Annotated in this window: 13 protein-coding genes and 1 tRNA gene; 6 read left to right on the top strand and 8 right to left on the bottom strand. The window is 68.8% G+C overall.

The window, feature by feature from the left end; all coding sequences use genetic code 11:
* Window positions 1–8: 8 nt before the first annotated feature.
* Window positions 9–581 (top strand): ClpXP protease specificity-enhancing factor, encoded by a 573-nt coding sequence (locus ABID77_RS08575; protein ID WP_429593771.1) that lies wholly within the window; start codon window positions 9–11, stop codon window positions 579–581.
* A gap of 49 nt (window positions 582–630) precedes the next feature.
* A tRNA-Thr gene (locus tag ABID77_RS08570) sits at window positions 631–706 on the top strand.
* 103 nt (window positions 707–809) lie between these two features.
* Here ABID77_RS08570 and ABID77_RS08565 read toward each other — a convergent pair.
* Together ABID77_RS08565 and ABID77_RS08560 are read right to left on the bottom strand one after the other, a co-directional pair.
* A complete protein-coding gene (locus ABID77_RS08565) occupies window positions 810–1,892 on the bottom strand; it encodes a DUF4432 family protein (RefSeq protein ID WP_429593768.1) in 1,083 nt (360 codons plus the stop codon).
* A gap of 74 nt (window positions 1,893–1,966) precedes the next feature.
* Window positions 1,967–2,272, bottom strand: coding sequence for a DciA family protein (locus ABID77_RS08560; RefSeq protein ID WP_429593766.1), 306 nt, complete (start codon window positions 2,270–2,272; stop codon window positions 1,967–1,969).
* Between the two features lie 167 nt (window positions 2,273–2,439).
* On the opposite strand from ABID77_RS08560, the gene secA reads away from it, so the two are divergent.
* From secA to ABID77_RS08540, 4 genes are all read left to right on the top strand, one after another.
* Window positions 2,440–5,223, top strand: a complete 2,784-nt coding sequence (gene secA, locus ABID77_RS08555) for a preprotein translocase subunit SecA (protein WP_429593763.1) — start codon at window positions 2,440–2,442, stop codon at window positions 5,221–5,223.
* 209 nt (window positions 5,224–5,432) lie between these two features.
* Complete coding sequence (argJ, locus tag ABID77_RS08550; RefSeq protein WP_429593760.1) at window positions 5,433–6,662, top strand: bifunctional glutamate N-acetyltransferase/amino-acid acetyltransferase ArgJ; 1,230 nt, start codon at window positions 5,433–5,435, stop codon at window positions 6,660–6,662.
* A complete protein-coding gene (locus ABID77_RS08545; RefSeq protein WP_429593757.1) occupies window positions 6,659–7,555 on the top strand; it encodes an ATP-binding protein in 897 nt (298 codons plus the stop codon). Before argJ ends, ABID77_RS08545 begins: the two co-directional genes overlap by 4 nt.
* Window positions 7,552–8,031, top strand: a complete 480-nt coding sequence (locus ABID77_RS08540; RefSeq protein ID WP_429593754.1) for an NUDIX domain-containing protein — start codon at window positions 7,552–7,554, stop codon at window positions 8,029–8,031. Before ABID77_RS08545 ends, ABID77_RS08540 begins: the two co-directional genes overlap by 4 nt.
* Before the next feature lie 32 nt (window positions 8,032–8,063).
* On the opposite strand, the gene ABID77_RS08535 is transcribed toward ABID77_RS08540, so the two are convergent.
* The 6 genes from ABID77_RS08535 to pilB form a co-directional block, all read right to left on the bottom strand.
* Window positions 8,064–8,288 carry a DNA gyrase inhibitor YacG gene (locus ABID77_RS08535; RefSeq protein ID WP_429593751.1) on the bottom strand — a complete coding sequence of 75 codons (225 nt, stop codon included), beginning with the start codon at window positions 8,286–8,288 and terminating at the stop codon, window positions 8,064–8,066.
* Entirely contained in the window at window positions 8,285–9,040 is a 756-nt protein-coding gene (gene zapD, locus ABID77_RS08530) for a cell division protein ZapD (RefSeq protein ID WP_429593748.1), read from the bottom strand. Before zapD ends, ABID77_RS08535 begins: the two co-directional genes overlap by 4 nt.
* Before the next feature lie 9 nt (window positions 9,041–9,049).
* Complete coding sequence (gene coaE, locus ABID77_RS08525; protein ID WP_429593746.1) at window positions 9,050–9,685, bottom strand: dephospho-CoA kinase; 636 nt, start codon at window positions 9,683–9,685, stop codon at window positions 9,050–9,052.
* Complete coding sequence (locus ABID77_RS08520) at window positions 9,682–10,584, bottom strand: prepilin peptidase (protein ID WP_429593743.1); 903 nt, start codon at window positions 10,582–10,584, stop codon at window positions 9,682–9,684. The genes coaE and ABID77_RS08520 overlap by 4 nt, the downstream gene beginning before the upstream one ends.
* A 56-nt stretch (window positions 10,585–10,640) precedes the next feature.
* Entirely contained in the window at window positions 10,641–11,864 is a 1,224-nt protein-coding gene (locus ABID77_RS08515; RefSeq protein WP_429593740.1) for a type II secretion system F family protein, read from the bottom strand.
* A 75-nt stretch (window positions 11,865–11,939) separates the two neighbouring features.
* Window positions 11,940–13,673 carry a type IV-A pilus assembly ATPase PilB gene (gene pilB, locus ABID77_RS08510; protein ID WP_429593737.1) on the bottom strand — a complete coding sequence of 578 codons (1,734 nt, stop codon included), beginning with the start codon at window positions 13,671–13,673 and terminating at the stop codon, window positions 11,940–11,942.
* Between the last annotated feature and the right edge of the window lie 29 nt (window positions 13,674–13,702).

Genomic DNA, 13,702 nt, shown 5'->3' with positions numbered 1-13,702 from the left:
GTCTGCTCATGATCAACGCGCCCGAACTGTCCTCCACCCGCCCGTACCTGATCCGGGCGCTGTACGAATGGTGCACCGACAACGGCTTCACGCCGTATGTCGCCGTGCAGGTCGACGACAGCGTCCAGGTGCCGCGCGAGTACGTCAAGAACGGCGAGATCGTGCTCAACGTCAGCTTCGACGCGACCAGCTCGCTCAAGCTCGGCAACGATTTCATCGAGTTCAAGGCCCGCTTCGCGGGCACGGCACGCGAGATCATGGTGCCCGTGGGCAATGTCATCGCGATCTACGCGCGCGAGAACGGTCAGGGCATGGCGTTTCCCGCCATGCCCTCGACCCCGGCCACCGGTTCCGATGCATCGACGAGCGCATCGCCGGCTCTCGCCCCGACGTCGCGCGTGCCGTTGCGCGATGCCTCGCGTGGCAGCGAAGGCGATGCGAACAATGTCGTCCACCTCGTCGGCGCCGACGCGTCGTCCGAGAACGGCGTTGCCGATGCGCCCGCCGGTGGCCCCGACGACGAGCCGCCGCGCCCGCCGTCGACCGGCGGCGCCAAGCCGTCGCTCAAGCGCGTCAAGTGACGCCGGTGCGGCCGGGCCCGGACGCCTGGCCGCTAGAATCCAGCCCCGTGCCGCTTTAGCTCAGTTGGTAGAGCACCCGCCTTGTAAGCGGAAGGTCGTCAGTTCGATTCCGACAAGCGGCACCACCCCTCTCACAGATCTGATCCGACCCGGCACCCGTCGCTCCGCCGCCGGGGACCCGCAGGTGATTCCGCGATCACCTCGTCCTCCTTCTCGCGGCGCCGTGTCTCAGGCCCGACCCAGGCACTGGTCGATGTGGCGTTCCATCTGCTGCGCTTCGGGTGCCGTGAGCGCACCCAGACGCATGTCGATGCGCCAGGTCGCGCCGCCGGGCAGGTCCACCACGCGGCCGAGCGCCTTTTCCACCCGATAGCCTTCCACGCCCGAGGTCGCCGGCATCGACAGCCCGATGGCGTCCTGCTCGGGCGTGCGGCACAGCCAGCGCGAGGCGATCGGCGCCTGTTCCGGCCGGTGCGCCGCGTAGTCGGCCCGGCCGTCCGGATGCACCTGCAGCGCGTGGGCCCAGCCCTCGGCATCGGCCACCATGTCGATGGCGAAGACGACCTCGGGGTCGTAGGCCACGCCGGCCTCGAGCCGGTGGTGTTCCTGCGGTCGCGCCGCCAGCGCGTCCAGCAGTTCGGCATAGCCTGGCTGGGGCGTGATGTGGCTGGGAATGGACTTGCGCACGCGCACCGCTTCCGGCGTGTAGGGCGCGCTGTAGACCAGCCGCGCGTCGTCGATCGGCCGGAAGTTCGAGTGCCCGAGGTAGAGCAGGTCCATGGCGCCGCGCTTGCGGTTGTGCACCTCGAGCGACACGTCCAGCAGCGCCGAATCGCGACGCATCGCCGTGCGGGCCGTCGCGCGGTAGTCGGTCGAGAAGGCCACGGCGTGCCGGTAGACGCTCTCGATGCACAGCGTCGCATCGGCCTCGTCGATCACGATCGTGGCCTGGTCGAACGGGGCGTTGGGCAGCTCGCCGTGCAGCGGATGGGTGTCCTGCGGGCCCGGCGCGCCCATGCCGGTGACGCCGCAGTGCAGGAAGAAGGCGCCGTAGGTGCGCAGGTAGTCGGTGGTTCTCGACGGCTCGTCGAACAGGGAGCGCATCGCCAGTTCGCGGCCGTCGAAGGTCGCGCGCCAGATCTGCTGGCCGCGGAACGGCAGCACCACGATGTGACCGCGGTCGTTGCGGATGCGCAGCGCCTCCACGCCGGAATCGAAGCGGAAGGTCGAGCATTCGAAGCCCGGCGCCGTCGCCAGGATGCGTTCGCGCTCGCCGAACATGGCGGGGCGCAGGTCGATGCGTGTGGTCATGGAAACTTCGATGGTCTTGAGAGGGAGGGGTCGCGATTCTCCCCGAGCTGGCGCGACGCACCGGGGCCATCGGGCTAGCGCCGCGTCTGCACCTTCAGCCGGATGCTGGCGACTTCCCAGCCTTTCGACCGCAGGCGCGTCACCAGCCTCGGCGCGAGCTGGCGCAACTTGGCGGCGGCGGCGCTGCCCTGCACCAGCAGGCACCAGACGTCGCCCTCGGCCGGGCCGGCCTGGACCGCCGAACGCATCTCGGCCGGGATCAGCTCCTCGATCGCCCGCAGGCGTTCGTTGACATCGCGCGCGCGGGCGAGCAGTCCGGCGAGCGTGGGGGAGCCGTCGGCGGCCTGCTGCAGCGTGAAGGGTTGGAAGCGGCGATTCACTGAAATCGGGAGAAGGGGTCGGGTGGCTAAAATGCCCGGTTCGCCGGCGCTCGGCACCAGCGCGGACCGCTTGCTTTACGGCAAAGCGAGCCCACCTGCTTCCACCGTATCTTAGGGATTCTGCTCCAGACGTCCGGCACCTCCGGCCGCATGCCGAGCCTCCACACATGGCCACCAACTTCCTGACCCAACTCTTCGGCAGTCGCAACGACCGGCTTCTCAAGCAGTACCGCAAGACCATCGAACGCATCAACGCCCTGGAGCCGCAGTTCGAGAAGCTCGACGACGCCGCGCTGCGCGCCAAGACGCAGGAGTTCAAGGACCGCGCCGCCAAGGGCGAATCGCTCGACGACCTGCTGCCCGAGGCCTTCGCCACGGTGCGCGAGGGTTCCAAGCGCGTCATGAAGATGCGCCACTTCGACGTCCAGCTGCTCGGCGGCATGGCGCTGCACAACGGCAAGATCTCCGAGATGCGCACGGGCGAGGGCAAGACGCTGACGGCCACGCTGCCGGTCTATCTGAACGCGCTGTCGGGCCAGGGCGTCCACGTCGTCACGGTCAACGACTACCTCGCCAACCGCGACGCCCGCTGGATGGGCCGGCTCTACAACTTCCTGGGCCTGTCGGTGGGCATCAACCTGCCGCAGATGCCGCGCGAGGAGAAGCAGCAGGCCTACGCCAGCGACATCACCTACGGCACCAACAACGAGTACGGCTTCGACTACCTGCGCGACAACATGGTCTACGAGTCGCACGACCGGGTGCAGCGCAAGCTGAACTTCGCGATCGTCGACGAGGTGGACTCGATCCTGATCGACGAGGCGCGCACGCCGCTGATCATCAGCGGCCAGGCCGAGGACCATACGGAGATGTACCTGGCGATCAACAAGGTCGTCCCGCTCCTGGTCAAACAGGAGGGCGAGGCCGACCCGCGCACCGGCGAGGGCATCACGACGCCGGGCGACTTCACGGTCGACGAGAAGACCCACCAGGTCTTCCTGACCGAGGACGGCCACGAGAAGGCCGAGCGGGTTCTGGGCGAGTTCGGCCTGCTGCCCGAGGGCGCGTCGCTCTACGACCCGGCCAACATCACGCTGATGCACCACCTCAACGCCGCCCTGCGCGCGCGCCATCTCTACCACCGCGACCAGCACTACGTGGTGCAGCAGGGCGAGGTCGTCATCGTCGACGAGTTCACCGGCCGCCTCATGACCGGCCGGCGTTGGAGCGACGGCCTGCACCAGGCCGTGGAGGCCAAGGAAGGCGTGGAGATCCAGGCCGAGAACCAGACGCTCGCCTCGATCACCTTCCAGAACTACTTCCGCCTCTACAACAAGCTCGCCGGCATGACCGGCACGGCCGACACCGAGGCCTACGAGTTCCAGGAGATCTACGGCTTGGAGACGGTCATCATCCCGCCCAACCGCATCAGCAAGCGCGAGGACCAGCTCGACCGCGTCTACAAGACCACGCGCGAGAAGTACGAGGCCGCCATCCAGGACATCCGCGAGTGCCACGAGCGCGGCCAGCCGGTGCTGGTGGGCACCTCGTCGATCGAGAACTCCGAGATCATCGACCAGCTGCTCGAGAAGGCCGGCCTGCCGCACCAGGTGCTCAACGCCAAGCAGCACGCCCGCGAGGCCGACATCGTGGCGCAGGCCGGTCGCGCCAAGATGATCACCATCGCGACCAACATGGCCGGCCGCGGCACCGACATCGTGCTGGGCGGCAACATCGAGAAGATGATCGAGGCGATCGAGAACGACGAGGGCCGCGACGAGGCCACGAAGCAGGCCGACATCGCGCACGTGCGCGCCGAATGGACCAAGGACCACGAGGCCATCAAGGCGCTGGGCGGCCTGCGCATCATCGCCACCGAGCGCCACGAGTCGCGGCGCATCGACAACCAGCTGCGCGGACGCTCGGGCCGCCAGGGCGATCCGGGCTCCTCGCGCTTCTACCTGAGCCTGGACGATCCGCTGATGCGCATCTTCGCCGGCGACCGCGTCAAGGCGATCATGGACCGGCTCAAGATGCCCGACGGCGAGGCCATCGAGGCGGGCATCGTCACCCGCAGCATCGAGAGCGCGCAGCGCAAGGTCGAGGCGCGCAACTTCGACGTGCGCAAGCAACTGCTCGAGTACGACGACGTCTCCAACGACCAGCGCAAGGTGATCTACCAGCAGCGCAACGACATCCTCGACGCCGCCGACCTCACGGCGCAGATCGCGGGCCTGCGCGAAGGCTGCTTCACCGACCTGGTGCGCCAGTACGTGCCGGCCGAGTCGGTCGAGGAGCAGTGGGACCTGGCCGGCCTGGAGAAGGCGCTGGCCGCCGAATGGGGTCTGGAACTGCCCCTGCGCCAGGAAGTCGAGTCCGCGACGGCCATGTCCGACGAGGACCTGCTGGAGCGCATCGTCAAGGCCGCCCACGCCGAGTTCGACGCCAAGCTGGCATTGATCGGCAAGGAGAACTTCACCCAGTTCGAGCGCATGGTGCTGCTGCAGAGCATCGACACCCACTGGCGCGAGCATCTCGCCTCGCTCGACTACCTGCGCCAGGGCATCCACCTGCGCGGCTATGCGCAGAAGCAGCCCAAGCAGGAGTACAAGCGCGAGGCCTTCGAGCTCTTCGGCCAGCTGCTCGACTCGGTCAAGAACGAGGTCACGCGCCAGCTCATGACGGTGCGCGTGCAGTCCGGCGACCAGCTGGAGCAGGCGGCCGAACAGATGGAGAGCCAGGCCGAGTCGATCGCCAACCTCACCTACACCGCGCCGACCGAGACCGGCGAGGTCGAGGTGCGCGTCGACGACGAGAGCCAGCGCCGCACGGCCACCGCCGCGGCCGCGTCGGCCGCCGCGACCGGCGCCTTCGCGCGCGTGGGCCGCAACGATCCGTGTCCGTGCGGCAGCGGCCTGAAGTTCAAGCAGTGCCACGGAAAATTGACGTAAACCCCCAGTCTTCGCGCACTGCGTGTCGCTTCGCCAACCCCCTTGCAGGGGGCGATACCAGGGGCCCGGCGGAGCCGGTTCCCCGGTATCCCTGGCATTCGGTCGGGCCGGTCTTTGTGGCTGAGGGCGGTGGGCAGTGTCATGGATCGCTGACATGATGCGGTCACGCCGTTCCTGATACTTCCGACATCCTTTTTTCCATCACTCCCATGCCCGTCCATCTCTCCGCCCCCGTTCCCTCCGAACTCCATCCCGTGGCCGGCGTGCGCATCGGCGTCGCCGAAGCCGGCGTGCGCAAGGCGAACCGCAAGGACCTGACCGTCGTGCTGATCGACGAGGGCGCGGCCGTCGGCGGCGTCTTCACGCAGAACCGCTTCTGCGCCGCGCCGGTGCAGGTCTGCCGCAACCATCTGGCGAAGAACTACGGCATTCGGGCGCTGCTGGTGAACACGGGCAACGCCAACGCCGGCACCGGCGAGGACGGGCTGGCGCGCACGCACCAGAGCTGCGTCGCGCTGGCGCGCGAGCTCGACATCGCGCCCGAGGAGATCCTGCCGTTCTCCACCGGCGTGATCATGGAGCCGCTGCCCGTCGACCGCATCGAGGCCGGCCTGCCCGCCGCCATCGCCGACGCCGCGCCCGACCACTGGGCGCGCGCGGCCGAGGGCATCATGACCACCGACACCGTGCCCAAGGCCTTCAGCCGCCAGGTGACGATCGGCGGCGCCACGGTCACCGTCACCGGCATCAGCAAGGGCGCCGGCATGATCCGCCCGAACATGGCGACCATGCTCGGCTTCATCGCCACCGACGCCCGCATCGCGCCGGCGCTGGTGCAGCCGCTGACCAGGACCCTGGCCGACGCCTCCTTCAACCGCGTGACCATCGACGGCGACACCTCGACCAACGACTCCTTCGTCGTCATCGCCACCCAGAAGGCCGCGCACGCGCCCATCGACTCGTTCGACACGCCCGACGGCCACCTGCTGCTGGAAACGATGCAGGAGGTCTCGCGCCTGCTGGCCCAGGCCATCGTGCGCGACGGCGAGGGCGCGACCAAGTTCATCGCCATCCGCGTCGAGGGCGGCCGCGACGCCGCCGAGTGCCGCCAGGTGGCCTACGCGGTGGCGCATTCGCCGCTGGTCAAGACGGCCTTCTTCGCCAGCGACCCCAACCTCGGCCGCATCCTGGCCGCCGTCGGCTACGCCGGTATCGAGGACCTCGACCAGACCGGCATCGACCTGCACCTGGACGACGTCCACGTGGTCGTCCAGGGCGGGCGCAATCCGTCCTACCGCGAGGAGGACGGTCAGCGCGTGATGAAGCAGAGCGAGATCGAGGTGCGCATCGGCCTCGGCCGCGGCGAGGCCAGCGACACCGTCTGGACCTGCGACCTGAGCCACGACTACGTGACCATCAACGCCGACTACCGGTCATGAACGACAAGTTCGAACGATTCATCGAACGGGCCGAGCAGCTCATCGGGCGCATCGAGTCGATCCTGCCGCAGCCGCTGCAGGCGCCGGCCGACTGGAACGCGGCGATCGCCTGGCGCTACCGGCGCCGCAGCTCCGGCCACGGCGTGCTGGAACCGGTGCGGCACCTGGGGCCGATGCCGCTGGACGCGCTCAAGGAGATCGACGTCCAGAAGGAGAAGATCGAGCGCAACACGCGCCAGTTCGTCGAGGGCCGGCCGGCCAACAACGTGCTGCTGACGGGCGCGCGCGGCACCGGCAAGTCCTCGCTCATCCGCGCCTGCCTGCATGCCTACGCGCCGCAGGGGCTGCGGCTCATCGAGGTCGACAAGGCCGAACTCACCGACCTGCCCGACATCGTGGAGGTGGTGGCAAACCGGCCCGAGAAGTTCATCGTCTTCAGCGACGACCTGAGCTTCGACGAGGGCGAGCCCGGCTACAAGGCGCTCAAGTCGATCCTCGACGGCTCGGTGGCCGCGTCGACGCCCAACGTGCTGATCTACGCGACCAGCAACCGGCGCCACCTGCTGCCCGAGTACATGAAGGACAACCTGACCTACAAACATACCGACGAGGGAGAGATCCATCCGGGCGAGGTGGTCGAGGAGAAGATCTCGCTGTCCGAGCGCTTCGGACTCTGGGTCAGCTTCTATCCGTTCAGCCAGAACGAATACCTCGCGATCGTCGCGCAGTGGTTGTCGTCCTTCGGCGTCGAGCCCGCAGCCATCGAGGCCGCCCGGCCCGGGGCGCTCGTGTGGGCGTTGGAGCGGGGCTCGCGCAGCGGCCGCGTGGCCTACCAGTTCGCCCGCGATTTCGCCGGGCGCGCGGCCGGCGGGACGGACGCCGCGTCGCCATGACGACGGCGACGCCCGGGCTTCCCGCGACGCCGTCGGAGCGCAAGCACACCGAGGTCGCGGTCGGCATCCTGATCCGTCCCGGGGACGACGCGCTGCTGCTGTCGACGCGGCCGGCGGGCAAGCCCTACGCCGGCTTCTGGGAGTTTCCCGGCGGCAAGATCGAGGTCGGCGAGACGGTCGAGCAGGCCCTGCGGCGCGAGCTCCACGAAGAACTCGGCATTACGATCGACGCGGCCGAGGTCTGGCGCGTCACCGAGCACGACTACCCGCACGCGCTGGTGCGGCTGCACTGGTGCAAGGTCGCTCGCTGGCAGGGCGATTTCGAGATGCGCGAGGGCCAGGCCATGCGCTGGCAGCAGTTGCCGCTGGACGTGACGCCGGTGCTGCCGGGCGCGCTGCCGGTCCTGGGCTGGCTGGCCGAGGAGCGCGGCGTGACCGAGATCCTGGGCCCGGGCGTGTCGACGACGCTCGACTGAGTCCGGACCGACCCTTCCGGCCGGGGATCCCGTCAGATCTGACGCTGGCGCGGATCGCCGAAAGGCTCGTCGTCCGGCGGCGCGTCCGCGGGCATGCGGAACTCCTCGCTCGCCCAGGCGCCCAGGTCGATGCCCTTGCAGCGCGCGCTGCAGAACGGTCGGTAGGGATTGCTCGGCGCATAGACGCTGTCCTGCCCGCAGGCCGGACAGCGGACGATGCGTTCGCCGTCGGGGGTCGTCTTCTTGCCGCTGATCATGCGCACAGGGTGAGTTCGAAGGGAACGTCGTCGTCGATGGCGTGCAGCCGGTCGTCCGGGCCGTGGCGCATCAGGCGCACCAGCACGATCAGGCGGTTGCCGCTGATCTCGGGCACGGCGCGCAGGCGAGGATCGATGCGCAACCGCAGGAGCTGGAACGTACGGCCCTGCGGCAGGTTCTGCTGGAACTGCCCGCCCGCCGCGATGACCTTGTAGGGCACGTCGGCGTCGCGCATCAGCTTGAGCAGCAGGAACACCGATTCGATCAACGGGGTCAGCGCGCCCAGCCAGCGCTCGAGGTCGGCGCGTCGTGCGGTCGCCGGGCGGTGCTGCCAAGCGTGATAGGCCGGCAGGTCGAACTCGCAGGTGCCACCGGGAATGCTCGCGCGGCTGCGCACGCCCATGAGCCATTCGTTCTCGGTCAGCGCCTGGCCGGCACGTCCGTTGAGCGCGTGGATGGCGGCGAAGTTGTGCTCGATCTGGTTCACGATCTGGTCGAGCGCCGTCTCGGAGATCGCCGGGTTGCCTCGGTAGGCGTTGAAGACGCTCTTGTGGCGTTCGAGGTCGCGCAGGATGTCGGCCTTCAGGTCGGCCCGCGCGGCGACGTCCATGACCTCGAAGATGGTCATGAGCGCATAGTGGTGCGAGAGGGCCGATTCGGCCGGCACCAATTCGCCCAGGCGGCGGAACAGGTGCTCCAGTCGCAGGTAGGTCCGGATGCGCTCGTTGAAGGGGTACTCGTACAGGATCACGCTTTAGTATCAGTTTCTCGGTCCATCATAGCCCGGCACCCAGCGCTGCCAAAGGACCTCGATCTGATGACCGAGCGCATCGAGCGTCAGTCCGTCGTTGAAGACGACCGCGTCGGCCGCGCGCCGGCGCGCGGCGCGCGTGGCCTGCTGCGCGATGACGGCATCCACCGCCGCCGGCGCCCAGCCCGAACGCGCGACGACGCGCCGGCGCTGCGTGGCCTCGGTCGCGTCGACCACCAGGACGCGGTCGACGCGCGCGCGCCAGCGTCCCGACTCGACCAGCAGCGGCACGTCGAAGACGATGGCCGGACGTCCGGCGACGGCCCACGCGCGGCTTTCGCACTCGGCACCGATCATGGGATGCAGGATGGCTTCGAGCCGACGCTTCGCCGCCGCGTCGTGGAAGACGAGGTCGCGCATGCGCGCGCGGTCGAGGGCGCCGTCCGGTGTGATCACGGAGGGCCCGAAGGCGGCCTCGATGACCGGCATCGCGGCGCCTCCGGGCAGCGTGAGCGCGCGCGCGATGGCATCGGTGTCGACGAGACCCGCGCCGCGCGCGACCAGCAGTCCCGCGACGGTGCTCTTGCCGCTGCCGATGCCGCCGGTCAGCCCGATGCGCAGGGCCCTCGGCGTCGGCGCGCTCACAGGCCCACCGCGCGCAGCATCTGCGCCGGGCCGACCACCATCGCGGTGAAGCCGGCACCGGCGAGGAACGGACCGAAGGGCACGTAGCCGCCTTCGCGCAGGTTGTGGTTGAGCTTCAGGGCCACGCCGACGATCACGCCGATGACCGAGGCCATCAGGATGATCGGCACCAGCGCCTGCCAGCCGAACCAGGCGCCGAAGGCGGCGAACAGCTTGAAGTCGCCGTAGCCCATGCCTTCCTTGCCGGTCGCCAGCTTGAACAGCCAGTACACCGACCACAGCGAGAGGTAGCCGGCCACCGCGCCCCACACCGCGTCGACGAGCGCGACGCCGGTCAGGCCGAAGATCGCGGCGAGCAGGCCGGCCCACAGCAGCGGCAGGGTGATGTCGTCGGGCAGCAGCGTGGTGTCCCAGTCGATCAGCGCCAGCGCCAGCAGCGCGGCCGAGAAGCCGCACCAGGCCAGCGTCGCCCACGGTCCCTGGCCCGGTGCGTGCCCGTGCCAGGCGCACCAGGCGAAGAGCCCGGCGGTGGCGATCTCGACCAGCGGATAGCGCAGGGCGATGCGCGCGCCACAGCCCGCGCAGCGGCCGCGCAGGGCGAGGTAGCTGACCACCGGCAGGTTCTCGTACCAGCGGATCGCGTGGCCGCAGGCCGGGCAGGCCGAGCGCGGCACCATCAGGTTGTAGGGCGCGACGGTGGCGGACGCCGCACCGGGGGCGGGGCCGTCGGTCTCGCGGTGGTCCTCCTGGCCCGCGCACTCGGCGGCCCACTGGCGCTCCATCATCTTCGGCAGGCGATGGATCACCACATTGAGAAAGCTGCCCACCAGCAGGCCGAACACGCCGGCCAGCAGCGCGATCTCGCCCCGGGACAGCCCGGCGAATCCAACCATGTCCATGTCGCTTCTTCGATGTCCTATGTCTGGGGTCTTCGGTCGATCGCGGCGCGCGGGCCTCAGACGACCTGGCCGAGCTTGAAGATCGGCAGGTACATCGACACCACGATGCCGCCGATCAGCACGCCCAGGAAGACGATGATGATGGGCTCCATCAGGCTGGAGAGCCCGGCCACCATGTCGTCGACCTCGGATTCGTAGAAATCGGCGGCCTTGCCCAGCATGTGGTCGATCGAGCCCGACTCCTCGCCGATGGCGGTCATCTGCAGCACCATCGAGGGAAACACGTCGGCGTTGGTCATGGCCGCCGTGAGGCTGGTGCCGGTGGAGACCTCCTGCTGGATCTTCACCGTCGCGTCGGCATAGACCGAATTGCCCGAGGCGCCGCCGACCGAGTCGAGCGCCTCGACCAGCGGCACGCCGGCGGCGAACATCGTCGCGAGCGTGCGCGTCCAGCGGGCCACGCACGACTTGTCGATCAGCGCGCCGAACACCGGCAGGCGCAGCAGCAGCCGGTCCATCACCTTCTGGAAGCGCTCGTTGCGCTTCCAGGCCTGCATGAAGAAGTAGATGCCGCCGCCCAGCGTGCCGAAGATCAGCCACCAGTAGGAGACGAAGTATTCGCTCATGCCCATCACGATCAGCGTCGGCGCGGGCAGGTCGGCGCCGAAGGAGGTGAACACCTCCTTGAACGCCGGGATCACGAAGATCATGATGACCGCGACGACGACGAAGGCCACGACGACCACCGAGATCGGGTACATCAGGGCCGACTTGATCTTCGACTTGATGGCCTCGGTCTTCTCCATGTAGGTCGCCAGGCGGTCGAGCAGTTCCTCCAGGATGCCCGCGGCCTCGCCGGCCTCGACCAGGTTGCAGTAGAGGGTGTCGAAGTAGCGCGGGAACTTGCGAAACGCCGTCGAGAGCGAGGAGCCGGTCTCGACGTCGGCGCGGATGTCGCCCAGCAGCTTGGCGACGCTGGCGTTGGCGTTGCCGCGGCCCACGATGTCGAAGGCCTGCAGCAGCGGCACGCCGGCCTTCATCATGGTGGCGAGCTGGCGCGTGAAGATGGCGATGTCCTTGGGCTTGATCGCCTTGCCCGAGCGCGCGCGGCGCTTCTTGATCTTGACGACGAGCACGCCCTGGCGGCGCAGCGTGGCCTGGGCCTGGTTGGCGCCGGCCGCGCGCAGTTCGCCGCGCACTTGCTTGCCGTTGCGGTCCTTGCCTTCCCACTCGAAGATGAATTCCTTGTGGGGGGTGCGGTTGGATGCTGCCGTTGCCATGGGTGGTTCGCTTCCGTTGGGGAGATGCTCGGTTCGTCGCGTCGCTACGGGCCGGGGGTGGGCCGGCGGGTGGCGCTACTCGTTGGTCACGGCCAGGACTTCTTCCAGCGACGTCAGGCCCTGCATCACCTTGTGCAGGCCGGACTGGCGCAAAGAGCGCACGCCGTCGGCCTCGGCCTGGCGTGCGATGTCGAGCGCGCTGCCGTCGCGCAGGATGATCTCCTGGATCTCCTCGGAGATCGGCATGACCTGGTAGATGCCGACACGCCCCTTGTAGCCGCTGTTGCACGACGGGCAGCCGACCGCCCGGTAGGGCTTCCACGCGCCGTCGAGCTGCTCGGCCTTGAAGCCCGCCTCCACCAGCGCCTTGCGCGGCACGTCCACCGGCTCGCGGCAGACCATGCACAGCCGCCGCGCGAGCCGCTGCGCGGTGATGAGGATGACGCTGGAGGCGATGTTGAAGGGCGCGATGCCCATGTTGCGCATGCGCGTGAGCGTGGTCGGCGCGTCGTTGGTGTGCAGGGTCGACAGCACCAGGTGCCCGGTCTGGGCCGCCTTGATGGAGATGTCGGCGGTCTCCAGGTCGCGGATCTCGCCGACCATGATGATGTCCGGGTCCTGCCGCAGGAAGGCGCGCAGCGCGGTCGCGAAGGTGAGGCCGGCCTTCTCGTTGACGTTGACCTGGTTGACGCCCGGCAGGTTGATTTCCGACGGGTCCTCGGCCGTGGCGATGTTCACGCCCGGCTTGTTGAGCAGGTTCAGGCAGGTGTAGAGCGACACCGTCTTACCCGAGCCCGTCGGCCCGGTGACCAGCACCATGCCGTAGGGCCGGCCGATGGCCGTGAGCAGGCGCTCCTTCTCGTCGGCGTCGTAGCCCAGTGCGTCGATGCCCAGGCGCGCGCTGTTCGGATCCAGGATCCGGATGACGATCTTCTCGCCGAACAGCGTGGGCAGCGTGCTGACGCGGAAGTCGATCACGCGCTCGGGGCCGAGCTTGAGCTTCATGCGTCCGTCCTGCGGGACGCGCTTCTCGGAGATGTCCAGCCGCGAGATGACCTTGATGCGCGAGGCCAGCCGGTCCTTGATGGCCGGGGGCGGGCTGGCGATCTCGCGCAGTTCGCCGTCGATGCGGAACCGCACCCGGTACTGGTGCTCGTAGGGCTCGAAATGGATGTCGGAGGCCCGCATCGCGAAGGCGTCGAGCAGCATGCGGTGCAGGAAGCGCACCACCGGCGCGTCCTCGACCTCGAAGGTGTTCTGCTCGGGCGCCTCGATCGGCACGTCGAGGCCGAAGTCGCCGGCTTCGAATTCGAAACCGACGATGGTCTCCATCATCTCGGCGGCCGAGGCGGCCGTCGCCTCGATGAGGCGGGAGAGCTTGTCGTACTCGGCGATGACCCAGTCGACACCCATCTGCGAGGCGAACTTGATCTTCTCCGCGGCCTGCTGGTCGGACGGATCGGCCGTGGCGACGATCAGGCGGTTGTTGCGCTTGCTCAGGACGACGATGCGGTAGGCCTGGCAGAGCTTGGCGTCGAGCAGGTCCTTGGGCAGGCGCTGCGGATCGATGGCGTCGAGGTCGAGCAGCGGCGCCCCGAAGGCGCTCGACAGCGTGTGCGCGAGGTCGGAGGCCGAGACGGCGCCGGTGCCCGTGAGTTCGGCGATGAAGCTCGTCCGGCTGGCCAGCGAGCGGCGGTAGATGTCCTCGGCGGCCCGTCCTTCGAGTTTGCCCGCCGAGATCAGCGCGCGCGCGAGGCCGGGGAGGGCGACGGGCGGACTGTCCTTGGCGTGAGGTTCGGCAGTGGCCATCGATGGGAAAAGGAGTTGAAGAATCTTTC

Source organism: Variovorax sp. PvP013 (assembly GCF_050435945.1).
Lineage (GTDB): Bacteria > Pseudomonadota > Gammaproteobacteria > Burkholderiales > Burkholderiaceae_C > Variovorax.
Note: the sequence above shows the minus strand (reverse complement) of the source record. Positions and strands in the feature narration are given on the sequence as shown.